The 20,982-nt window shown below is 64.6% G+C and carries 25 protein-coding genes; 10 read left to right on the top strand and 15 right to left on the bottom strand.

Going from position 1 to position 20,982, the window contains the following annotated elements:
- Positions 1–28: 28 nt before the first annotated feature.
- Together dxs and APH25_RS13900 are read left to right on the top strand one after the other, a co-directional pair.
- Positions 29–1,924: a 1-deoxy-D-xylulose-5-phosphate synthase gene (dxs, locus tag APH25_RS13895; RefSeq protein ID WP_028633039.1), complete on the top strand. Its 1,896-nt coding sequence runs from the start codon at positions 29–31 to the stop codon at positions 1,922–1,924.
- A gap of 60 nt (positions 1,925–1,984) precedes the next feature.
- A complete protein-coding gene (locus APH25_RS13900; RefSeq protein ID WP_060482331.1) occupies positions 1,985–3,859 on the top strand; it encodes a TonB-dependent receptor domain-containing protein in 1,875 nt (624 codons plus the stop codon).
- On the opposite strand, the gene APH25_RS13905 is transcribed toward APH25_RS13900, so the two are convergent.
- From APH25_RS13905 to nrdR, 12 genes are all read right to left on the bottom strand, one after another.
- Complete coding sequence (locus APH25_RS13905) at positions 3,837–4,649, bottom strand: cobalamin-binding protein (RefSeq protein ID WP_060482332.1); 813 nt, start codon at positions 4,647–4,649, stop codon at positions 3,837–3,839. The two genes, APH25_RS13900 and APH25_RS13905, sit on opposite strands and share 23 nt — an antisense overlap.
- Positions 4,649–5,068, bottom strand: coding sequence for a hypothetical protein (locus APH25_RS13910; protein WP_060482333.1), 420 nt, complete (start codon positions 5,066–5,068; stop codon positions 4,649–4,651). Before APH25_RS13910 ends, APH25_RS13905 begins: the two co-directional genes overlap by 1 nt.
- Positions 5,065–5,682: a GTP cyclohydrolase II gene (ribA, locus tag APH25_RS13915; protein WP_028633043.1), complete on the bottom strand. Its 618-nt coding sequence runs from the start codon at positions 5,680–5,682 to the stop codon at positions 5,065–5,067. Before ribA ends, APH25_RS13910 begins: the two co-directional genes overlap by 4 nt.
- A 126-nt stretch (positions 5,683–5,808) precedes the next feature.
- Positions 5,809–6,552: an ABC transporter substrate-binding protein gene (locus APH25_RS13920; protein ID WP_060482334.1), complete on the bottom strand. Its 744-nt coding sequence runs from the start codon at positions 6,550–6,552 to the stop codon at positions 5,809–5,811.
- Positions 6,553–6,568: 16 nt separating this feature from the next.
- Positions 6,569–7,072 carry a phosphatidylglycerophosphatase A gene (locus tag APH25_RS13925; protein WP_028633045.1) on the bottom strand — a complete coding sequence of 168 codons (504 nt, stop codon included), beginning with the start codon at positions 7,070–7,072 and terminating at the stop codon, positions 6,569–6,571.
- Positions 7,069–8,037 carry a thiamine-phosphate kinase gene (gene thiL / locus APH25_RS13930; RefSeq protein WP_060482335.1) on the bottom strand — a complete coding sequence of 323 codons (969 nt, stop codon included), beginning with the start codon at positions 8,035–8,037 and terminating at the stop codon, positions 7,069–7,071. The genes APH25_RS13925 and thiL overlap by 4 nt, the downstream gene beginning before the upstream one ends.
- A 17-nt stretch (positions 8,038–8,054) precedes the next feature.
- A complete protein-coding gene (gene nusB, locus APH25_RS13935; RefSeq protein WP_028633047.1) occupies positions 8,055–8,555 on the bottom strand; it encodes a transcription antitermination factor NusB in 501 nt (166 codons plus the stop codon).
- Positions 8,552–9,028, bottom strand: a complete 477-nt coding sequence (gene ribE / locus APH25_RS13940) for a 6,7-dimethyl-8-ribityllumazine synthase (RefSeq protein ID WP_028633048.1) — start codon at positions 9,026–9,028, stop codon at positions 8,552–8,554. Before ribE ends, nusB begins: the two co-directional genes overlap by 4 nt.
- A gap of 92 nt (positions 9,029–9,120) precedes the next feature.
- Positions 9,121–10,212, bottom strand: coding sequence for a bifunctional 3,4-dihydroxy-2-butanone-4-phosphate synthase/GTP cyclohydrolase II (ribBA, locus tag APH25_RS13945; protein WP_028633049.1), 1,092 nt, complete (start codon positions 10,210–10,212; stop codon positions 9,121–9,123).
- Between the two features lie 17 nt (positions 10,213–10,229).
- Positions 10,230–10,895 carry a riboflavin synthase gene (locus tag APH25_RS13950; protein WP_028633050.1) on the bottom strand — a complete coding sequence of 222 codons (666 nt, stop codon included), beginning with the start codon at positions 10,893–10,895 and terminating at the stop codon, positions 10,230–10,232.
- Positions 10,896–10,936: 41 nt separating this feature from the next.
- The gene (gene ribD, locus APH25_RS13955; protein WP_060482336.1) at positions 10,937–12,067 is read right to left on the bottom strand and encodes a bifunctional diaminohydroxyphosphoribosylaminopyrimidine deaminase/5-amino-6-(5-phosphoribosylamino)uracil reductase RibD; all 1,131 of its coding nucleotides are present in this window, start codon (positions 12,065–12,067) and stop codon (positions 10,937–10,939) included.
- Positions 12,068–12,069: 2 nt separating this feature from the next.
- Complete coding sequence (gene nrdR / locus APH25_RS13960; protein WP_027915127.1) at positions 12,070–12,534, bottom strand: transcriptional regulator NrdR; 465 nt, start codon at positions 12,532–12,534, stop codon at positions 12,070–12,072.
- 106 nt (positions 12,535–12,640) lie between these two features.
- Between nrdR and APH25_RS13965 the strand changes: the two genes are divergently transcribed.
- The 3 genes from APH25_RS13965 to trxA are packed head-to-tail and all read left to right on the top strand — an operon-like array spanning position 12,641 to position 14,657.
- The gene (locus tag APH25_RS13965) at positions 12,641–13,093 is read left to right on the top strand and encodes a YbaY family lipoprotein (RefSeq protein WP_060482337.1); all 453 of its coding nucleotides are present in this window, start codon (positions 12,641–12,643) and stop codon (positions 13,091–13,093) included.
- On the top strand, positions 13,094–13,753 hold the full coding sequence (locus APH25_RS13970; protein ID WP_060482338.1) for a methyltransferase: 660 nt from the start codon (positions 13,094–13,096) through the stop codon (positions 13,751–13,753).
- A gap of 31 nt (positions 13,754–13,784) precedes the next feature.
- Positions 13,785–14,657, top strand: a complete 873-nt coding sequence (gene trxA, locus APH25_RS13975; RefSeq protein WP_060482339.1) for a thioredoxin — start codon at positions 13,785–13,787, stop codon at positions 14,655–14,657.
- Between the two features lie 41 nt (positions 14,658–14,698).
- Here trxA and APH25_RS13980 read toward each other — a convergent pair whose 3' ends face one another.
- Positions 14,699–15,043 carry a hypothetical protein gene (locus tag APH25_RS13980; protein ID WP_060482340.1) on the bottom strand — a complete coding sequence of 115 codons (345 nt, stop codon included), beginning with the start codon at positions 15,041–15,043 and terminating at the stop codon, positions 14,699–14,701.
- 132 nt (positions 15,044–15,175) lie between these two features.
- Between APH25_RS13980 and APH25_RS13985 the strand changes: the two genes are divergently transcribed.
- The 5 genes from APH25_RS13985 to APH25_RS14005 all read left to right on the top strand — a co-directional run bounded on the left by APH25_RS13985 (position 15,176) and on the right by APH25_RS14005 (position 19,104).
- Positions 15,176–15,757, top strand: a complete 582-nt coding sequence (locus tag APH25_RS13985; protein ID WP_060482341.1) for a DUF2796 domain-containing protein — start codon at positions 15,176–15,178, stop codon at positions 15,755–15,757.
- Complete coding sequence (locus tag APH25_RS13990) at positions 15,758–16,468, top strand: ABC transporter ATP-binding protein (RefSeq protein WP_060482342.1); 711 nt, start codon at positions 15,758–15,760, stop codon at positions 16,466–16,468.
- Positions 16,468–17,733: an ABC transporter permease gene (locus APH25_RS13995; RefSeq protein WP_060482343.1), complete on the top strand. Its 1,266-nt coding sequence runs from the start codon at positions 16,468–16,470 to the stop codon at positions 17,731–17,733. The genes APH25_RS13990 and APH25_RS13995 overlap by 1 nt, the downstream gene beginning before the upstream one ends.
- A gap of 65 nt (positions 17,734–17,798) precedes the next feature.
- Positions 17,799–18,311, top strand: coding sequence for a DUF3299 domain-containing protein (locus tag APH25_RS14000; RefSeq protein WP_156333170.1), 513 nt, complete (start codon positions 17,799–17,801; stop codon positions 18,309–18,311).
- 109 nt (positions 18,312–18,420) lie between these two features.
- A complete protein-coding gene (locus tag APH25_RS14005; RefSeq protein ID WP_060482344.1) occupies positions 18,421–19,104 on the top strand; it encodes an OmpW family protein in 684 nt (227 codons plus the stop codon).
- Between the two features lie 54 nt (positions 19,105–19,158).
- On the opposite strand, the gene APH25_RS14010 is transcribed toward APH25_RS14005, so the two are convergent.
- Both APH25_RS14010 and APH25_RS14015 read right to left on the bottom strand, forming a co-directional pair.
- Entirely contained in the window at positions 19,159–20,103 is a 945-nt protein-coding gene (locus APH25_RS14010) for an NAD-dependent epimerase/dehydratase family protein (protein ID WP_060482345.1), read from the bottom strand.
- The gene (locus APH25_RS14015; protein WP_082428303.1) at positions 20,096–20,980 is read right to left on the bottom strand and encodes a sugar nucleotide-binding protein; all 885 of its coding nucleotides are present in this window, start codon (positions 20,978–20,980) and stop codon (positions 20,096–20,098) included. Before APH25_RS14015 ends, APH25_RS14010 begins: the two co-directional genes overlap by 8 nt.
- Between the last annotated feature and the right edge of the window lie 2 nt (positions 20,981–20,982).

A 20,982-nucleotide genomic window follows, 5' to 3' on the forward strand; every position in this document is an offset into this window, starting at 1 on the left:
CGTCTTAACACCTATAACGACTCGCCTGATGCCCACGACGTTTCAAGAGATCCCCCGCGAACGCCCGGTCACGCCGCTGCTCGACCGCGCTGACACGCCTGACGGCCTGCGCCGCCTGGCCGAAGCCGACCTGGAGAGCCTGGCCGACGAGCTGCGCCAGGAGCTGCTGTACACCGTGGGCCAGACCGGTGGGCACTTCGGTGCCGGCCTGGGCGTGATCGAGCTGACCATCGCCCTGCACTACGTTTTCGATACCCCGGACGACCGGCTGGTATGGGACGTGGGCCACCAGGCGTACCCGCACAAGATCCTCACCGGGCGCCGCAACCGCATGCTCAGCCTGCGCCAGAAGGACGGCGTGGCCGCCTTCCCGCGCCGCAGCGAAAGCGAGTACGACACCTTTGGCGTCGGTCATTCCAGTACGTCCATCAGTGCCGCGCTGGGCATGGCCATTGCTGCCCGCCTGCAAAACAGTGGGCGCAAGTCGATTGCCGTGATCGGCGATGGTGCGCTCACCGCAGGCATGGCCTTCGAAGCATTGAACCACGCCCAGGAAGTCAACGCCGACATGCTGGTGATCCTCAACGACAACGACATGTCGATCTCGCGCAACGTCGGCGGGCTGTCCAACTACCTGGCCAAGATCCTCTCCAGCCGCACCTACGCAAGCATGCGCGAGGGCAGCAAGAAAGTGCTGTCGCGCCTGCCCGGTGCTTGGGAAATCGCCCGCCGCACCGAAGAATATGCCAAAGGCATGCTGGTGCCCGGCACCCTCTTCGAAGAGCTCGGCTGGAACTACATCGGCCCCATCGACGGCCACGACCTGCCCACCATGATCGCCACCTTGCGCAACATGCGGGACCTGAAGGGCCCGCAGTTCCTGCATGTGGTGACAAAGAAGGGCAAGGGTTTCGCCCCGGCTGAAATCGACCCTATCGGCTACCACGCCATTACCAAGCTTGAGCCAGCGGACAAACCCGCTGCGCCCAAGCAGGCCAGCGGCCCCAAGTATTCTGCCGTGTTTGGCCAGTGGCTGTGCGACATGGCGGCTGCCGACAACCGCCTTGTGGGTATCACCCCGGCCATGAAGGAAGGCTCCGACCTGGTGGCCTTCAGCGAACGCTACCCCGAGCGCTATTTCGACGTGGCCATCGCCGAACAGCACGCGGTTACCCTGGCGGCCGGCATGGCCTGCGAGGGCAGCAAGCCGGTGGTGGCGATCTACTCCACCTTCCTGCAGCGTGCCTACGACCAGTTGATCCATGATGTGGCCGTGCAGAACCTGGACGTGCTGTTTGCCATCGACCGTGCTGGCCTGGTGGGCGAAGACGGGCCGACCCACGCCGGCAGCTACGATTTGTCGTACCTGCGCTGTATCCCGGGCATGCTGGTGATGACCCCCAGCGACGAAAACGAGTTGCGCAAGATGCTCAGCACCGGCCACCTGTACAACGGCCCGGCGGCTGTGCGCTACCCACGTGGCACCGGCCCGAACGCGCCGATCAGCGACGACCTGGAGCCGCTTGAAATCGGCAAGGGCGTGGTGCGCCGCCAAGGGAGCAAAGTGGCCCTGCTGGTGTTCGGCGTGCAACTCGCGCCAGCGCTGCAGGTGGCCGAGCAGCTCGACGCTACCGTGGTCGACATGCGCTTCGTGAAGCCGCTGGATGAAGCGTTGGTGCTGCAGTTGGCCGATAGCCATGAACTGCTGGTGACCCTCGAAGAAAACGCCATTATGGGTGGCGCGGGGGCTGCGGTGGGTGAGTTCCTCGCCAGCCAGGCGGTGACCAAGCCGTTGTTGCACTTGGGCTTGCCAGACCTGTATGTGGAGCACGCCAAGCCTGCGCAGATGCTGGCCGAGTGCGGGCTTGATGCGGCGGGGATAGAGGCTTCGGTGAGAGCCCGCATGGGCAAGCTCGGCCTTTGATTTACTGGGCCGCTTTGCGGCCCGATCGCCGGCAAGCCGGCGGTTGCCAGGGTAAAGCCAATGAAACTCCCAACCCTCACCGCGACCCTGCTGTGCCTGCCGATGCCACTACTGGCGGCTGAGCGTGATGACGCCCTCAAGCTGCCCGATGTGCTGATCAGCGCCAGCCGCCAGGTGGAATCGCGCACTGCCACCAGCGCGGCCAATACCGTGTTCACCCGCACCGATATCGACCGCCTGCAACCCACCAGCGTCACCGACCTGCTCACCCGCGTACCTGGCGTGCAAGTGGCACCCACCGGTGGTCGTGGCAGCCTGCCTGGTATTTTTATCCGCGGCACCAAGACAGCACAAAGCCTGGTGCTGGTCGATGGCGTGCGTATCGCCAACGCTACCTCCGGTGACAGCGGCCTGCAGTTTCTGAATGTGGACCAGATCGAGCGGGTCGAGGTACTGCGCGGTTCTCGTTCGGCGATTTACGGCAGCGATGCCATTGGCGGGGTTATCCAGATCTTCACTCGGCGCAGCAACGGTGCCGGTTTGCAGCCACGCCTGCGTGTGGCAGCCGGCAGCCACCAGACGTTCCAGCGCAGCCTTGGCCTGGCTGGTGGCGACGGAGCCACACGCTTCAACCTTGGCGCCAGCCTGGATGAAACCGCCGGTATCGATGCGACCGGCCCATCGTTTGCCAGCGACAGCGACCACGATGCCTACCGCAACAAAGCGCTCAACCTCAGCCTGAGCCACACCTTTGGCGAACGCTTCGAGGCCGGCTTGAACCTGCTGAACAGCCAGGGCCGCAGCGAATACGACAACCCCTATGGCCGCTTCGACATGGACACCTTCGAGGTCAGTGGCCAGCAACCCTACACCGACTTCAGCGTGAGCAGCCTGGGTAGCTATGTGGACGCCCAGTTCAGCGACGGCTGGCATTCCAGGCTGGAGCTGGCCCACAGCGAAAACCGCGACGACAAGCGTGACAAGCTCAGCAGCGAACGCTCTGTTTTCAATACCTACAGGGACCAGGTCACCTGGCAGAATGACCTGGTGCTGGACGAGCGCAACAGCCTGCTGGCCGGTGCAGACTGGTACGAAGACCGGGTACATGCCAGCACCGACTTCACCCAGGACAGCCGCTGGAACCGCGCCGTGTTCATCCAGCACAGGTATGCGGCAGAAGGTTTTGCCACGGAGCTGGGCGTCCGCCACGACCGCAACCAGCAGTTTGGCGGGCAGACCACCTGGAGCGGCAGCCTGACCCTGCCGCTTGATCAGCGCAACGATGTGCTGCTGTCGTACAGCGAGGGCTTCCGCGCCCCAACCTTCAACGACCTGTACTACCCGCAGTACAGCAACCCTGGCCTGAAGCCTGAGCACTCACGCAGCTACGAGCTGCAGTGGCGCAGCCAGCTGACGACCGACAGCCGGCTGGAAACCTCGCTGTACCGCACCGACCTGCGCGATGCGATCGTGTTCGGTGAGGGCTCGATACCGCGCAACGTCGCCTCGGCACGCATCAATGGCCTGGAAATGGCCTTGGCCCAGCAGTGGGGCGCCTGGCATAGCCAGCTGGGTTTGGCGCTGATCGACCCACGTGACCGCGACAGTGGCCACACCCTCGCCCGCCGCGCTCGCCGTACCTTGAGCCTGGATGTGGACAGGGAACTGGGGCGTTTCAACGTCGGGGCGAGCTGGCAGGCCGTGAGCAGCAGTTATGACGACGAGGGCAACCGTAACCGCATCGGCGGTTATGGGCTGCTGGGGTTACGCGGCAGCTGGGCGGCCATGGATGCGCTGAAGCTGGAGGCCAAGGTGGACAACCTGCTGGGCCGCTCGTACGGCCGGGCACGCTACAGTTATGAAGGGACCAACCCGACTTACCGCGAGGAAGGCCGCACCCTGCTGTTCAGCGTTACCTGGACGCCGGCGCTTTAGCCGCCAGCAGTGCACACAGGCGGGCTGTGGCCTCTATCATTTGCCCGCTGGGCCGCTCCAGCCCTTTGTCGGGCAAGACCAGCAGGCGCTGATCGGCTACCGCACGCAGCTGCGGCCAGCGCTTCCAGCCGGCCAACTGGGCTTGGTCTCCGGCTACAATCACCTGGGGGTTGCGCGCCAGCACCGCCTCAACGCTGACCTGCGGTGCCGGCAGGCTCAGGTCGGCGAACACATTGCGTGCCCCACACACGGCCAGGGCGTCGCTGACCACCTGGCGGCCACCGAGGGTATACAGCGGTTGGTCCCATACCTGGTAGAACACCTGCAACGGCTCACGCCGCTGGTATTGCTGACGCAGTTGCTGCAGCCGTTGACGCAGTGCCTGTGCGTACCGGCGGCCCTCCTCGCCACGCCCCACCTGTTGGCCAATGGCCTCGATCTGCCCGATCAGTTGGTCGACAGTGCGAGGTTCGGCACTGAAGGTTTCAATGCCCAGGCGCTTTAGCTGATCGCGCTGGGCGGGGCCAATACTGCCCGGCCACAGCAGCAGCAAGTCTGGCTGCAAGCCGACCAGGCGCTCTATGTTCAACTGGCCCTGGCGCCCAACCGAGGGCAGCGCCGCCAGCGCGCCAGGCCGCTCGCCACCGTCGAGCACACCTACCAACAAGTCATCAGCGTGCAGTTCGAGCATGATTTCGGTCATGGAGGGCGCCAGGCTGACGACCCGCAGCGGCGGCGCCGCCATGGCGGTGGATGCCAGCAGCGCCAGCAACCCGAGCAACAGGCGCATCAGCCGAGCTGGCGTGGGATGCGATAGAGGTACAACAGCACCAGCGTCGACAACGCCAGCAGCAGGCGCGGTACCGTCTCAAGGCCTACCAGTACCGACAGCGCCCCGACCCAGGCCGGGAAGCACGCGTACAACATGGCCATACGCCGGGCCCGTGCCAGCTCGATCCAGGCAGCAGGCTCTGCGCGGGTGCCCAATGCCTTGGAAGTGGCGATAAGGGCCAGTTTGTAAGCACCGAAGCGCGGCAGGCTGAGGAACAGGGTGGCCGCGCCAGCGATGAACAGCGGCATGGCCAGCACCGGAATCAGCGCATCGCCCCCGCCGAAGGCCCAGGCCATGACAGGCAACGGCACCAGGCCGACCGCCAGGTATTGCCACCAGGCCAGCGCCAGGCGCCGTTTGACCTGGGCGCGGGTCACGCCTGGGGCACCTCGCCCTGGTGTTCATTGCCCAGCATATGGCCCAGCTTGCCGGCCTTGGTCGCCAGGTAGTAGCGGTTGTGCGGGTTGTGACCGGTGTGCAGCGGCACGCGCTCTGCAACCATGATGTTCATGTCGGTGAGGGCTTTGACCTTGCGCGGGTTGTTGGTCATCAGGCGCAGCGACTTCACCCCGAGGTGCTCCAGCATCGGCAGGCAGATGCCGTAGTCGCGCTGGTCGGCGGCAAAGCCCAGGCGCTCGTTGGCTTCTACGGTATCGGCACCGCCATCCTGCAGTTCATAGGCGCGGATCTTGTTCAGCAGGCCGATGCCACGGCCCTCCTGACGCAGGTACAGCAGCACACCGCGCCCCTCGCGGGCGATGGCCTGCAGGGCAGCTTCAAGCTGCGACCCACAGTCACAACGCTGGCTGAACAGGGCATCCCCGGTCAGGCATTCGGAGTGCAGACGCCCCAACACCGGCTGCCCGTCCGCGATGTCACCCAGGCTGAGCACCACGTGCTCACGGCCCGTGGCTTCATCGAGAAAGCCATGCATGGTGAAGGTCGCAAAGGGGGTCGGGAGTTTAGAGGCGGCAACAAAGACGACGGGCACGTTGTGCTCCTGGCATAAGTAGGTGATTTCTCGTGGGCCGATTGTATCAGCAGGTCGGCGACTGTGCGCTGGCTGAATACGGGCGGTTGATATCGAAAAATTCGATATACCGCTGCTTGCAGGCGATCACTGAGGGGCGCTGCCTGCCCCGAACGGGTACGGCTGCTTCCAGTGCTCGAAAATGGCCTTCAGCTCACCGCTGCGTACCAGTTCGCCCATGCGCTTGTCGAACAGGTCGCGCAAGGCCCTGCCCTGGTCGTGACGGGCAAAGGCCAGGTACAGCGGTAGTTCGGCCACGTGGGTACGGCGAAAATGCTCGGGCCGCGAACTTTGTCCCAACACATAGTCGACTTCGGTAAGCGCGTCTATGTAGAAGTCCACCCGGTCGTGCTCAAGCATCGGCAAGATGCCTTCACGGCGCTGGATTTCACGAAAATCACGAACCCGCGGCAGGTACTTGCCAAAGTCGTAGCCGCGCACCCATGCCAGGCGATAGTCACCGATGTTCGCCAGGGTGGGGGCTGGCTTGCTGGCCAGTCCCAAGGCGTAGATATGGTCCATGTCGTAGTGCCAGCGCGGGTAGAGGTTGTCTTCGTCCTCTTCCTTGTACGAACCCACCCAGGCATCGGCCTCGCCGCGTTTGACCAGGCCGATGGCCCGGCTATAGGGGGCGCTCTGCACCACCACCTTGACGCCGGCCGGCTCGAATACCTTGCGCATCAGGTCCCAGGCGAGCCCGCTGCCATCAGCATTCGTATAGTCCAGCCATTCTTCGCTGGCCAGGCGCACTTGCTGGGGCAGGCGTTCACCTGCTGCCACCCAAGGGCAAATACTCAGCAGCATTGCCAGCAACACAGCCCTCACGGCCATCCCTACGCTCCCTGTGTCAGGCAACCGCCCAAACCAGCACCTGCATGCCTAGCCAGGCGAACACGCCTGCCAGGATATCGTCCAGCATGATGCCCACACCGCCGTGTACGTGGCGATCGATCCAGCGAATGGGCCAGGGCTTGAGGATGTCGAAGAAACGGAACATCAGGAAGCCCGCCAGCAACCATTGCCACCCGTCCGGCACCAGCCAGAGGGTGATCCACATGCCGACGATCTCGTCCCAGACAATGCCTTCGTGATCGTGCACACGCAAGTCGGTGGCCACTTTGCCGCACAGCCAGATGCCGAACAGCATGCTTACACCCAGCAGCAACCAGTAACCCCAGTCTGGCAGCATCTGCCACAGCGGGATGAACGGTATTGCTACCAGTGAGCCCCAGGTACCCGGAGCCTTGGGCAAAGTGCCCGAACCAAAACCAAAGGCGATGAAGTGCCACGGGTTGCGCCAGACCGAAGGCGGAACGAACTCCGCAGGCACCTGATTGGGGTGGTCGGTCACGGTGTCTCCCTAAAATGTTGGTAGCCCCGCTGCACGGGGGTGATGTCCTGGCCGTCGCGGTCGAGCAAGGTAACGCCCTGCCCTTCCAGTACGCGGCCAATCACATGCACTTCGATAAAGCCCAGGCTGGCCAGCGGCGCCAGGGCCTCGGGCGGCAGTGTGAAGGCCAGCACGTAGTCGTCACCCCCGGTAAGCGCTGCCTGCAACGCAGCGTCATGCCCGAGAAATGCCTGCAAAGCAGGAGACACTGGCACCTGGGCCAGGTTCACCTGCAGCGCCACGCCCGAGGCCTTGGCGATGTGCCCGCAATCGGCGAGCAGCCCGTCGGAGATGTCCAGCGCCGCCGTGGCAGAGCCACGCAGCCATTGCCCCAGGGTGAGCTGTGGCATGGGGGCCCAGTAGTGATTGAGCAGCGGCTCGGTTTGCTCGGCAGGCGCCTGGCGCTGGCCCAGTACCAGCGGCAGTGCGCCAGACGCGTTGCCCAGCGGGCCGCCGACACACAGCAAGTCGCCAGGGCGCGCACCACTGCGGCGCAGTGCCTGCCCGGCGGGCACACGGCCAAAAACGGTGATAGTGATGCTCAACGGGCCACGGGTGGTGTCGCCGCCCACCAGGCTCATGCGGCAGCGATGGGCCATGCGGCTGAGGCCATTGGCGTAAGCCTCCAGCCAGGCCGGGCCGACCTCGGGCAGTGTCAGCGCCAGGGTGAAGCCGATGGCGGTGGCGCCCATGGCGGCCAGATCGCTGGCTGCCACAGCCAGCGAGCGCTGGCCAAGCAGGCCAGGGTCGCAGGCGTCGGGAAAATGCACCCCGGCCACCAGCGTGTCGGTGGACACGGCCAGCTGCTCGCCGGGTGGCAGGCTGAGCAGGGCGCAGTCGTCGCCGATCCCCAGCACCACGCCCTCACCCCCTTGCGCGCAAGCCGCAGAGGCAAAGTAGTGGTTGATCAGCTCGAACTCACCCATGGCAGCCAGCGCCGGAGTCAGCGCTTGTTAGCCTTGACTTCAACTTCACGCAGCACAGGTGCCAGCTTGTCCAGCACGCCGTTGACGAACTTGTGGCCGTCGGTGGCCCCGAACACTTTCGCCAGTTCCACACCTTCGTTGATCACCACGCGGTACGGTACGTCGACGCGCTTGATCAGCTCCCAGGTGGACAGGCGCAACACGGCCAGTTCAACCGGGTCCAGTTCATCCAGTGCAATGGCCATGCACGGCACCAGCGCGTTGTCGATCTCGTCCTTGCTTGCCGGGACCCCATGCAGGATCTCGCGGAAATAGGCGCCGTCGACATCGGTGAAATCGTTATCGACCCGGAACTGCGCCTCGATCTCGTTCAACGAATGCTTTGCCATATGCCACTGGTACAGCGCCTGGGTCGCAAGCTTGCGCGCTTCACGACGCTTGGCGCTCTTCGACGGCTTGCCGGCATCCGCAGGTTTAGGATCGCGCGGGTTGAAACGATCGCTTTCGTCGCTAATCACTTGGCCTCCAACTGCGCCAGCAGGCTGACCATTTCCAGAGCGGACAGGGCGGCTTCGGCACCTTTGTTGCCGGCCTTGGTGCCGGAGCGCTCGATGGCCTGCTCGATGGAATCGACGGTCAGTACGCCGAATGCCACCGGTACGCCGAACTCCATGGACACCTGGGCCAGGCCCTTGGTGCATTCGCCCGCTACGTATTCAAAGTGCGGGGTACCACCACGGATCACTGCACCCAGGGCGATGATCGCGTCATAGGCACCTTGCTGGGCGACCTTCTGTGCCACCAGCGGGATCTCGAAAGCACCCGGGGCACGGATGATGGTGATGTCGCTTTCGCTGACACCGTGGCGTACCAGGGCGTCAACGGCACCGCTCACCAGGCTTTCGACGACGAAGCTGTTGAAGCGGCCAACCACCAAAGCATAGCGACCTTTGGGGGCGATGAAGGTACCTTCGATGGTCTTCAGGTTCATTCCGATATTCTCATCTTCAAACGCGAGGCCGCTTGCTGGCGGCCTCGACAGGGGTATGGACTCGAGCTGCAGGGCGTCAATGCCGCCTCAAGTCACTCGGAGGGCACGTATTCTACAACTTCCAGGTCGAATCCGGATATCGCGTTGAACTTCATCGGCGAACTCATCAGGCGCATCTTGCGCACGCCCAGGTCCCGCAGGATCTGCGAGCCGGCGCCGACGGTGCTGTAGGTGGTGGGCGCCTTGACCGGGGCATCGCCCGCGCTTTCGCGGATATGCGCCAGCAGTACATCGCCGTCCAGCGGGTGGCCCAGCAGCAACACCACGCCGCTGCCGGCCTCGGCCACGGCGGCCATGGCAGCGCGCAGGCTCCAGCGGCCCGGCTGCTTGACCAGCAGCAGGTCGCGCAGTGGGTCCATGTTGTGCACGCGCACCAGGGTCGGCTCTTCGGCGCAGATGCTGCCCAGGGTCAGGGCCATGTGCACATCGCCTTCCACCGCGTCGCGGTAGGTGACCAGGTTGAATTCACCCAACTCGCTTTCCACGGGCTGTTCGGACACCCGCTGCACGGTGCGCTCGTGGATCATGCGGTAGTGGATCAGGTCGGCAATGGTGCCGATTTTCAGGCCGTGCTCGGCAGCGAACACTTCCAGTTCGGCGCGACGCGACATGGTGCCGTCGTCGTTCATCACTTCGCAGATCACGCCGCTGGGCTCGAAACCGGCCATGCGCGCCAGGTCGCAAGCCGCTTCGGTGTGGCCGGCGCGGGCCAGGGTGCCGCCCGGCTGGGCCATCAGCGGGAAAATGTGCCCGGGGCTGACGATGTCTTCGGCCTTGGCGTCCTTGGCAGCTGCCGCTTGCACAGTGCGTGCTCGGTCGGCCGCGGAGATACCGGTGGTGACACCCTCGGCCGCTTCGATGGACACCGTGAACTTGGTGCCGAAGCCCGAGCCGTTGCGCGGGGCCATCAGGGGCAGCTTCAGGGTTTCGCAGCGCTCGCGGGTCATCGGCATGCAGATCAGGCCGCGGGCGTGCTTGGCCATGAAGTTGATATGCTCGGGCAGGCAGCATTCGGCTGCCATGATGATGTCGCCTTCGTTCTCGCGGTCTTCGTCGTCCATGAGGATGACCATTTTGCCCTGGCGGATGTCTTCGACCAGTTCTTCGATGCTGTTGAGCGCCACTGGCACCCCCTTCTCAATCAGGATTTCAAGAAGCCGTTGGCGGCCAGGAAGCTTTCGGTTATGCCACTGCCCTTGCTCGGTTCGGCAGCCTTGTCGCCCAGCAGCAGACGCTCCAGGTAACGGGCCAGCAGGTCGACCTCAAGGTTTACCCGACGCCCTGCGCGGTAGTCGGCCATGATGGTTTCGGACAGGGTGTGCGGGACGATGGTCAGCTCGAATTCGGCGCCATCGACCTCGTTGACCGTGAGGCTGGTGCCATCGACGGTGATCGAACCCTTGTGGGCGATGTACTTGGCCAGCTCCCTGGGTGCGCGCACACGGAACTGGATGGCGCGGGCGTTATCGCTGCGCGAGATGATTTCGCCCACCCCGTCGACGTGGCCACTGACCAGGTGCCCACCCAGGCGGGTGGTAGGGGTGAGGGCCTTTTCAAGGTTGACCTTGCTGCCACTCTTCAGGTCGATGAAGGCCGTGCGCTTGAGGGTTTCGACGCTGACGTCGGCCCAGAAGCCGTTGCCGGGCAGCTCGACCGCCGTCAGGCACACACCATTGACGGCAATGCTGTCCCCCAGTTTGACGTCTGCCAGGTCGAGCTTGCCGGTTTCGACGTATACACGCACGTCGCCCCCCTTGGGGGTGAGGCTGCGTATGGTGCCGATGGATTCGATGATGCCGGTGAACATGGGTCTTCCTCAAAAACGCTTTGCGCGGGGCAAGCCGGGCATTATACGCCGGGCGGCGGCAGCGGGACGGCTGTGACGCGCCAGTCATCGCCTACTGCACGCATGTCGGTGATTTTCAGCCGCGGCGCCTCGCTCATCCTGCTCAATGGCCACTCCAGCAGCGGCCTGGCGAGTGAGCCGAGGAAGGTGCCAGCGACGAACAGCTGGTACTCATCGACCAGGCCGTACCGGGCAAACGCCCCCACCAGCCCAGCGCCGGCTTCCAGCAGGATTTCGTTGACGCCCCGGGCCCCCAGGGCGTGCAGCAGCGCCAGCAGGTCGACCTGGGCATTGTCGCTTGGCAGGCTGATCAGTTCATGGCCTGCAGCGGCATAGCGCGGGTCATCCGCGACAGCAGTCACCACCAAGGCCGGGCCGGCCTGGAAAAAAGGCGCGTCCAGCGGCAGGCGCAGGCGGCCATCGATCAGCACGCGCAAGGGGGGGCGGCTGAGGGCAAGTTGAGTGGTGTCGGCATCCAGGCCCAGTTCATCACCGCGCACGGTCATGCGCGCATTGTCGGCCAGCACGCTGGCCGCGCTGGTCAGCACCGCGCTGGAGCGGGCGCGCAGGCGCTGCACGGCCGAGCGGGCAGCCGGGCCGGTGATCCACTGGCTCTCGCCGCTGGCCATGGCGGTGCGCCCGTCCAGGCTCATGGCCAGCTTGGCGCGAACGAACGGCATGCCGTGCTCCATGCGCTTGAGAAAGCCTGGGTTGAGCGCCCGCGCTTCGGCTTCAAGCACACCGCTGGCCACTTCAATGCCGGCGTCGGCCAGGCGCTGCAAGCCACGCCCTGCCACTTGCGGGTTCGGGTCCTGCATGGCTGCGACCACCCGCGCCACGCCGGCCTTGACCAGGGCTTCGGCGCACGGTGGGGTGCGCCCATGGTGGCTGCAGGGTTCGAGGGTCACGTAGGCACAGGCGCCCCGGGCCTGCTCCCCAGCCTGGCGCAGCGCGTGCACCTCGGCATGGGGCTCGCCGGCGCGCACGTGCCAGCCCTCGCCCACCACCTGGCCATCGCGCACGATGACGCAACCCACGCGGGGGTTGGGGTGGGTGCTGTACAGCCCCTTGCGCGCCAGTTCCAGCGCGCGAGCCATGTAGTGGGCATCAAGGGCGGCAGAGGGGCTTTGCATGTTCACTCTTTGGCTGGCTCGCGGGCCAGTCGGTCGATTTCTTCACGGAACTCGTCCAGGTCCTGGAAGCGGCGGTAAACCGAGGCAAAGCGGATGTAGGCCACTTCGTCGAGCTTGCGCAGCTCGCCCATGACCAGTTCGCCCACCACCAGGGATTTCACTTCACGCTCACCGGTGGCGCGCAGCCGGCTCTTGATGTGCGCCAGCGCAGCTTCCAGGCGCTCGACGCTCACCGGGCGCTTTTCCAGGGCGCGCTGCATGCCGGCGCGCAGCTTGTCTTCGTCGAAGGGCTGGCGTGTACCGTCCTGCTTGATCAGCCGGGGCAGTACCAGTTCGGCGGTTTCGAAGGTGGTGAAACGCTCGCCGCAGGCCACGCACTCGCGGCGGCGGCGCACCTGCTCGCCCTCGGCAACGAGGCGAGAATCGATGACCTTGGTGTCGTTGGCACCGCAAAAGGGACAGTGCATGGTGGCAGGCAACAAAAAAAGGGAGGGCCATGGTAGCGCATTGCACTGGCAAGACAAGCCAAAGGGGTTAACATCCAAGGGAAATCTGCCCGCTAAGGACTCCTCCATGCACCACCGAGCACTCGTTGTGCTGTGCTGCGCCGCCCTGCTCGCCGCGTGTGGCAGCGACAGGCCGAAGACCGACACCCCGCCTGCGCCTACGCCGGTTGCCAAAGCCAAGCCTGCCGAAGTGCTGGGCCCGCTGCCCGCCTACCAGCGCGAGTTGAGCGGTACCTTGCTGGAGGTGCCGGCCGGGGCCGAGGTTGAACTCGCCCTGCTGGTGATCGACGAGCGCAACCGCCCGCAACGGCTGCTGGCCAGCAGCAACCTGACCGGTACTGGCCAGGCGCTGCCCTACCACTTGCGTTTCAACCCCGAAGCCTTCCCGGCCGGCGCACGTGTAGAGCTGCGCGGCCGCGCCAGCCGCTCCGGCCAGTTGATCCTGCACCTGCCGCCGGTGGCCATCGCCCAGGCGCAAACCCAGGCCACCGGCCCGCTGCGCTTCGAAAAGGCGCCTTGAGTGGCGCCGCTGGCCCTGACGCAGGCGCTTGGCGCGCTGATCGGTGAAGCCCGCCTGGTCGTCAGCGACCTGCCCGGCTGCGACCTGCGGCTATGGCTGATCGACGAGCAGAACATGGACCGGGCCTTCAGCAGTGATGAAACCCGGCGCATCCTGGAAGAGCCGCCGTACTGGAGCTTCTGCTGGGCCAGCGGCCTGGCCATGGCGCACTTTCTGGCAGAGCACCCGCAATGGGTAGCGGGCAAGCGAGTGCTGGATTTTGGCGCAGGCTCCGGCATCGCCGGTATTGCGGCCGCGCGGGCGGGGGCCTTGGAGGTTGTGGCCTGCGACCTCGACCCGCTGGCCTTGCAGGCATGCCAAGCGAATGCGGCGCTCAATGGCGTGACGCTGGGTTACAGCAGCGATTTTTTTGCCGAAGACGACCGCTTCGACCTCATTCTGATAGCCGACGTGCTGTACGACCGCGCCAACCTGCCGCTGCTGGATGCCTTTCTCGGCCGCGGCCGCCAGGCGCTGGTGGCAGACTCCAGGGTGCGCGACTTCAGCCACCCGCTGTACCGTCAACTGGGGGTACTGGACGCCCTGACCCTGCCAGACCTGGCCGAACCGCACGAATTCCGCCGGGTCAGCCTGTACCACGCCAGCCGCGACCCCTTATAGTGGTGCCATACACCCGTTTGTGAGAGTCGCGATGACCCAAGACACGCCCTACATTTTCGACGTCACCGATGCCAACTTCCAGCAGCTGGTGATCGAGAACTCCTTCCATAAGCCCGTGCTGGTGGATTTCTGGGCCGAGTGGTGCGCGCCCTGCAAGGCCCTGATGCCGCTGCTGGCAAAAATCGCCGAGGGCTACCAGGGCGAGCTGTTGCTGGCCAAGGTCAACTGCGACGTTGAACAGCAGGTCGTGGCCCAGTTCGGCATCCGCAGCCTGCCCACGGTGGTGCTGTTCAAGGACGGCCAGCCGGTGGACGGTTTCGCCGGTGCCCAGCCTGAATCGGCAATCCGCGCCCTGCTTGAACCCCACGTGCAAATGCCCGCCCCGGCCGCTGCGTCGCCGCTGGAACACGCCAAGGCGCTGTTTGCCGAAAGCCGCTTCGCCGAAGCCGAGGCGCTGTTGCAGGCACTGCTGGCTGAGGACAACAGCAACGCTGAAGCGCTGATCTTGTACGCCCGCTGCCTGGCCGAGCGCGGTGAGCTGGGTGAAGCCCAGGTGGTGCTGGATGCGGTCAAAAGCGACGAACACAAGGCTGCACTGGCCGGTGCCAAGGCGCAACTGACCTTCCTGCGCCAGGCCGAGAGCCTGCCGGAAGTGGCTGACCTGAAAAGCCGGCTGGCGCAGAACGCCGAAGACGATGAGGCGGCCTACCAGCTGAGTATCCAGCAGCTGGCGCGCCAGCAGTACGAGGCTGCACTGGAAGGTCTGTTGAAGCTGTTCCAGCGTAACCGCGCTTACGAAAACGGCCTGCCTCAAAAAGCCCTGTTGCAGGTGTTCGAGCTGCTGGGCAGTGATCACCCGCTGGTGGGGGTTTACCGGCGCAAGCTGTCGGCAGCCATGTTCTAACCGTGCCGGGGCCGCCAGCCGGCCCCTGTGTTCTAGGCTTCTCAGCCTACCCAGTGATACACCGGCGCATCCTCGCCACTTGCCACCTTCACCTCGCTGCAGTGCCGCAAGCGCACCAACAGACGCTTGCCTGCGGCAGTGCTCCCGGCCAGGCCCTCCAGGCGGTCGAGCAATTCCGGCCCGCTCATTTGCCCCGCCACGCGCAACACATCGCGGGCTGCAGCCCACTGGCCGTCGTCCTGGCGGGGCGCCGCTGCGGCTGGGGGCTGGACAGGCTGCGGGGCAACCGGCAGCTCAGCCTGCCGGCCGAGCTGGGCCCACTCTTCAGGGGCCAGTTCGATTGTCAGGTCCACAGGCCACTGGCCAATCTGTCCACGTATTCTCACGGTGCATTCCTTGAAGCGGGTTGATGCATTGCATGCTACCGCAACATGAAACCTGCGCCACGCAGGCTGGTAGCCGCTGGAGAATTCGTTATAACATAACCGCAACATCCACAACCTGTTCTGGAGCATTCCATGCGTCGTCTGCTGCTCGCCCTGCCCTTCGCCTTGCTGCCACTGGCCGTGGCCCACGCCCATGATGACGATGACCATGATCACGACCATGCCCATGGCACACTCGGCGCCCATGAACACGGGGTGGCCAAGCTCAACGCCGTACTCGACGGCAACAGCCTGGAGCTGGAACTGGACAGCCCGGCGATGAACCTGGTGGGCTTCGAGCACGCCGCAAGCACCGATGCCGACAAGGCCAAGGTAGCGGCGGTGCGCAAACAGCTCGAACAACCCCTCACGCTGTTCGGCCTTGCTGCGGCCGCCGGCTGCAAGGAAGACCAGCAAGCGCTGGAAAGCCCCTTGTTCGGCGATGCCGCCAAGGCTGACAACGACGGTGACGCCCATGAACATAGCCACCAGCACAGTGATATCGGGGCCCATTACCAGCTCACCTGCAGCAACCCGGGCAAGCTCGCACAAGTAGACCTGGCACCGCTGTTCAAGGCGTTCCCGGCCACCAAGAAAATCAACGTGCAACTGATCGGCCCCAACGGCCAGAAAGGGCTGGAAACCACACCGGCCAACGCCGTGGTTACGTTCTGAATGGGCCAGCCGCTGATACAACTGCAAGACCTGGTGTTCGCCTGGCCTTGCCAGGCGCCGCTGCTGGATGTGCCGGCATTCCAATTGGATGCCGGTGAGGCCGTGTTTCTCAAAGGCCCCAGCGGCAGTGGCAAAACCACGTTGCTGGGGTTGCTTGGCGGCGTGACCGTGCCCGAACGGGGCCACATTCGGTTGCTGGGCCAGGACCTGGCCGGCCTGGGGCAAAGCGCCCGGGATCGCTTCCGGGTGGACCACACCGGCTATATCTTCCAGCAGTTCAACCTGCTGCCGTTTTTATCGGTACGGGAAAACGTCGAACTGCCGTGCCGCTTCTCGGCCAGCCGCAAGACGCGGGCCGAGCAGCGCCACGGCAGCGTCGCCCAAGCGGCGCAAACCTTGCTGGCCCACCTGGGCCTGGATGACAGTGCATTGCAGGCACGGCGCGCCGACAGCCTGTCGATTGGCCAGCAGCAGCGGGTTGCCGCTGCGCGCGCGCTGATCGGCCAGCCCGAACTGGTGATCGCCGACGAGCCGACATCGGCCCTGGATGCCGATACCCGCGAGGCGTTCATCAGCCTGCTGTTCGCCGAGTGCCGCGCGGCGGGTGCCAGCCTGCTGTTCGTGAGCCACGACCAGAGCCTGGCGCCCCTGTTCGACCGCCACCTTTCCCTGGCCGAACTCAACCGCGCCGCCAAGCCCCGGGAGGTCTGATGTACCTGTTTCGCCTTGCCCTGGCCAGCCTGGCCAACCGGCGCTTTACCGCCTTTCTCACCGCGTTTGCCATTGCCCTCTCGGTCTGCCTGCTGTTGGCCGTGGAACGCGTGCGCACCGAAGCCCGCGCCAGCTTCGCCAGTACCATCAGCGGCACCGACCTGATCGTCGGCGCACGTTCCGGCTCGGTCAACCTGCTGCTGTATTCCGTGTTTCGCATCGGCAACGCCACCAACAATATTCGGTGGGACAGCTACGAACACTACGCCAAGGACCCGCGGGTGAAATGGGCCATCCCCATTTCGCTGGGCGACTCGCACCGCGGTTACCGGGTGATGGGGACCACCGGCGACTACTTCGAGCACTATCAGTACGGCCGGCGTCAACACCTGGAACTGAGCCAGGGCCGCGCCTTCGCCACCGACCCGTTCGAGGTGGTGCTTGGGGCAGAAGTGGCCGAAGCCCTGCACTACACGTTGGGCGACAAGCTGGTGCTGGCCCACGGGGTGGCAGCCATCAGCCTGGTGAAACACGACGACAAGCCGTTCACCGTGGTCGGTGTGCTCAAACGCACTGGCACCCCGGTAGACCGCACCCTGCACATCAGCCTGGGCGGCATGGAAGCCATCCACATTGACTGGCACAACGGGGTGCCAGCCCGGGGGGCGGGGCGCATCAGTGCTGAGCAGGCGCGCACCATGGACCTGCAGCCAACCGCCATTACCGCCTTCATGCTGGGGCTCAACAGCAAGATCGCCACTTTCAGCCTGCAACGGGAAATCAACGAGTACCGCAGCGAACCGCTGCTGGCGATCTTGCCCGGGGTGGCCCTGCAGGAACTGTGGAGCCTGATGGGCACCGCTGAGCAGGCCCTGTTCGTGGTGTCGCTGTTCGTGGTGCTGACCGGTTTGATCGGCATGCTTACGGCGATTCTGACCAGCCTCAATGAGCGGCGGCGGGAGATGGCGATCTTGCGTTCGGTGGGCGCCAGGCCGTGGCATATTGCAGGGCTGCTGGTGCTGGAGGCGCTGGCGCTGGCGGGTGTCGGCATCGTCGCCGGGCTGGGCTTGCTGTATGCGGGCATAGCCCTGGCGCAAGGGTATGTGCAGGCCAACTACGGCTTGTGCCTGCCGTTGGCGCTGCCGAGCGCCCACGAGTGGACGTTGCTGGCTATCATCCTTGGCGCGGCGTTGCTGATGGGTAGCGTACCGGCATGGCGAGCGTATCGGCAATCGTTGGCCGATGGTTTGTCGATCCACCTTTGAGTGCGTGCTCAATGATCAGACAGCTACTTGACAGCAGTGTGGGCTTGCCCGCGAAAAGGCCGGCACTGCGCTGGTTACTGGCCCTGCTGATGCTCGCCGCGGTGCCAGCTTGGGCCGCCGAGCCCAAGGAGCTCGACTGGCCTGCCCTGATCCCCGAGGGCGCCCCGGTCATCCCGCCGCAGCTCACCCCGCTGCACGACATGTCGCAGCTCAGTAATGCGCTTTCTGCCGAGTCTGCCCCCGCTGCCCGCCAGCAGGCGCCAAATGCGCCTGTGGTGCAGAGCCTGGACGGGCAGCAGGTCAAATTGCCGGGGTACATTGTGCCGCTGGAAGTGAGCGAGGAAGGCCGCACCACCGAGTTTCTGCTGGTTCCGTATTACGGCGCGTGCATCCACGTGCCGCCACCGCCTTCGAACCAGATCGTGCATATCTTCAGCGAGATGGGCGTGCGGGTGGAGGACCTTTACCAGCCTTACTGGATCGAGGGCCGAATGCAGGTAAAAGCCACCAGCAGTGAACTTGCCGATGCCGGTTACCAGATGGAAGCCGAAAAAATTTACGCCTATGACCTCAAGTAAACGCTGTTTGCAGGGGGTGAAGACGCTTCGTTGAGCTGGGTCAAACTTTCTGTTTAGTTGCATCCGTACCATTGGACTACATGATTATTAACGTCCTCTGGGAGCTTCCATGAACAAGTCCTTGCTCAGTGCCTCACTCGTGGCCCTGGCACTCGCCGCCCCTGCCGCCCACGCCTATCAACCGGGTGATTTCATCATCCGTGCCGGTGCCATCACCACCGCACCCAATGAAAGCAGCAGCGACCTGAAGTTTGATGGCAACAAGGTTTCGGGTACGAAGGCGACCCTGGACAGCGACACTCAGCTGGGCCTGGCATTTGCCTACATGCTCACTGACCACGTCGGCCTGGAGTTGCTGGCTGCAACCCCGTTCCAGCACACCGTGGGCGTTAAAGGCCTGGGTGGCGGCCTGGACGGCAAACTGGCAGACATCAAGCAACTGCCACCGACCCTGTCGCTGCAGTACTACCCGATGGACGCCGCGTCGAAGTTCCAGCCCTACGCTGGCGTGGGTATCAACTACACCCTGTTCTTCGACGAAGACCTGAGCAGCAACCGTAAACAACAAGGCTTCAGCAACCTGAAACTGCAAGACTCCATCGGCTTCGCCGGCCAGCTGGGCATGGACTACATGCTCACCGACAACCTGCTGGTCAACGCCGCCGTGTGGTACGTGGACATCGACACCAAGGCGAGCGTCAACGGCCCAAGCGCACTGGGCTACAGCAAGACCAAGGTCAATGTGGACGTGGACCCATGGGTGTACATGGTGGGCCTGGGCTACAAGTTCTGATCCAACCCATGACCGGGGCCGCATCGCGGCCCCGTTTCATTGCAGCCCCTATTCCTACCGAGATGTAGCGGGGTTGCTCAAAAGCTGTGCCAACCCTTCGGTCAGTGAAGTGGCCTGGGGGAATTCGAAGCGTGTCAGCAAGCGCTGGTTATCCGCCCGGGAATGGCGAATGTCACCCGCACGCGGCGCGGCATGGCTGATGGCCGGCAAGCTGCCTATCACCTGCTGCAACGCCGCCAGCAGCTGGTTCAGCGAAGTCGCCTGGTTCAGGCCGATGTTCACTGCGCCCTCCCCTACCTGCGCTTGCTCAAGCGCCTGCACCATCACCCGCACCAGGTCGCCGACATAGAGGAAGTCACGGGTCTGCTCGCCATCGCCGAACACCGTGATCGGCAACCCCTGCAATGCACGCTCGCTGAAAATGCTGATAACGCCGGAATAGGGCGAGGACGGGTCTTGCCGCGGGCCGAAAATATTGAAGAAACGGAACACCACCGGCTCCAGGCCGTGCTGGCGACGGTAGAAGTCCAGGTACTGCTCGCTGGCCAGCTTGTCGACCGCATAGGGGGTCAGCGGCGCCTTCGGGGTATCCTCGGCAATTGCCTGGCCTTCGCCGTTGTTGCCATATACCGCAGCACTGGAGGCGAACAGCACGCGGCGCACACCGTGCACGCGCATGGCCTCGCACACATTGAGGGTGCCGATGAAGTTGCTTTGGTGCGTGCGCACCGGGTCGTCCACCGAGGCCTGGACCGAGGCCACAGCAGCCAGGTGCACGACCGCCTGGCAACCTTCAACCGCCCGCTGGACAAGTGCGGCATCTGCAATATCACCCTCGATCAGTTCGAGCCGGGGGTGTTGCAGTGGCAAGTTGTTGCGCTTGCCCGTGGACAGGTCATCGACAATGCGTACCGCATAGCCTTTATCCAGCAATGCATCGCACAGGTGCGAGCCGATGAAGCCGGCGCCGCCGGTGATCAGGATTGGGGAATCAGACATGACGGTAGAACCGGTCCAGTAGGGCCGGCAAGCCGGCACGCCAGGCCCGCGGCTTGATGCCGAAGGTGTGAAGGATTTTCTTGCAGGCCAGCACTGCGTTCTGCGGCTCTTCGCTGGCATCCGGGCGTGCGGCATGGGCCTGGGCGGTAGGCGCCTGCACGGCCAGCTGGCGGTGTTTGCCCGCCTCGGCAAGGATGGCCTGGCCCAGCGCCAGCGGCGTGGTCGCCTCGTTGCCGGCGTAGTGATATGTGCCCCACAGGGGTGAACTGCAGTCCAGCTGCTTGAGCACAGACAGTATGACCCTGGCCGCATCGTCTACTGGCGTTGGGTTGCCGCGCCGGTCATCAGCCAACAGCAGCTCGTGCGGCTGCTCCGCACGGGTCAGGAAACGCCCCAGGGAGCCCTCGAGGGTTTCATCGAGCAGCCAGCCGAAGCGCAGCAATACGTGCTGGGGGCACGCCGCCCGCACGCTTTGCTCGATGCGCCAGAGTGCCTGGCCACGCAGGCCCAGTGGCAGCGGTTCGTCCTTTTCGCTATAGGCGGTAGCCCTTGAGCCATCGAAAACCCGGTAGCTCGAAGGCTGCACCAGGGTGATCTGATGGTGCTGGCACAATTCGGCCAGCCGCTCCACGGCACGCTCCTGTAGAGCCAGGCGCGGTTCGCTGACCGATTCGGCCTGGAACCAGTCGAAGTAATAGGCCAGGTTGATCACCGCGTCGGGGCGATGATCGTCAAGCAGCTGAGTGAGGCTGGCCGGCGCCCAGCCATCCTCGGGGGGGCGTGGGGCCAGGAAAGCGATGTCCTCCTCGGCCCCAAGACGAATCAGCGCTTGCCCAAGGGCATTGCCACCACCCAACAGCATCAGGCGCATACGCATAG

The organism is Pseudomonas sp. NBRC 111119 (assembly GCF_001320125.1).
GTDB classification, from domain to species: Bacteria; Pseudomonadota; Gammaproteobacteria; order Pseudomonadales; family Pseudomonadaceae; genus Aquipseudomonas; species Aquipseudomonas parafulva.

What these genes read in the sequence shown, in the direction of transcription:
- dxs (WP_028633039.1), top strand. Translation starts at nt 29, where the DNA reads ATGCCCACGACGTTTCAAGAGATCCCCCGCGAACGCCCGGTCACGCCG.
- APH25_RS13900 (WP_060482331.1), top strand. Translation starts at nt 1,985, where the DNA reads ATGAAACTCCCAACCCTCACCGCGACCCTGCTGTGCCTGCCGATGCCA.
- APH25_RS13905 (WP_060482332.1), bottom strand. Translation starts at nt 4,649, where the DNA reads ATGCGCCTGTTGCTCGGGTTGCTGGCGCTGCTGGCATCCACCGCCATG.
- APH25_RS13920 (WP_060482334.1), bottom strand. Translation starts at nt 6,552, where the DNA reads ATGGCCGTGAGGGCTGTGTTGCTGGCAATGCTGCTGAGTATTTGCCCT.
- thiL (WP_060482335.1), bottom strand. Translation starts at nt 8,037, where the DNA reads ATGGGTGAGTTCGAGCTGATCAACCACTACTTTGCCTCTGCGGCTTGC.
- ribE (WP_028633048.1), bottom strand. Translation starts at nt 9,028, where the DNA reads ATGAACCTGAAGACCATCGAAGGTACCTTCATCGCCCCCAAAGGTCGC.
- APH25_RS13950 (WP_028633050.1), bottom strand. Translation starts at nt 10,895, where the DNA reads ATGTTCACCGGCATCATCGAATCCATCGGCACCATACGCAGCCTCACC.
- ribD (WP_060482336.1), bottom strand. Translation starts at nt 12,067, where the DNA reads ATGCAAAGCCCCTCTGCCGCCCTTGATGCCCACTACATGGCTCGCGCG.
- nrdR (WP_027915127.1), bottom strand. Translation starts at nt 12,534, where the DNA reads ATGCACTGTCCCTTTTGCGGTGCCAACGACACCAAGGTCATCGATTCT.
- APH25_RS13965 (WP_060482337.1), top strand. Translation starts at nt 12,641, where the DNA reads ATGCACCACCGAGCACTCGTTGTGCTGTGCTGCGCCGCCCTGCTCGCC.
- trxA (WP_060482339.1), top strand. Translation starts at nt 13,785, where the DNA reads ATGACCCAAGACACGCCCTACATTTTCGACGTCACCGATGCCAACTTC.
- APH25_RS13985 (WP_060482341.1), top strand. Translation starts at nt 15,176, where the DNA reads ATGCGTCGTCTGCTGCTCGCCCTGCCCTTCGCCTTGCTGCCACTGGCC.
- APH25_RS13990 (WP_060482342.1), top strand. Translation starts at nt 15,758, where the DNA reads ATGGGCCAGCCGCTGATACAACTGCAAGACCTGGTGTTCGCCTGGCCT.
- APH25_RS13995 (WP_060482343.1), top strand. Translation starts at nt 16,468, where the DNA reads ATGTACCTGTTTCGCCTTGCCCTGGCCAGCCTGGCCAACCGGCGCTTT.
- APH25_RS14005 (WP_060482344.1), top strand. Translation starts at nt 18,421, where the DNA reads ATGAACAAGTCCTTGCTCAGTGCCTCACTCGTGGCCCTGGCACTCGCC.
- APH25_RS14010 (WP_060482345.1), bottom strand. Translation starts at nt 20,103, where the DNA reads ATGTCTGATTCCCCAATCCTGATCACCGGCGGCGCCGGCTTCATCGGC.
- APH25_RS14015 (WP_082428303.1), bottom strand. Translation starts at nt 20,980, where the DNA reads ATGCGTATGCGCCTGATGCTGTTGGGTGGTGGCAATGCCCTTGGGCAA.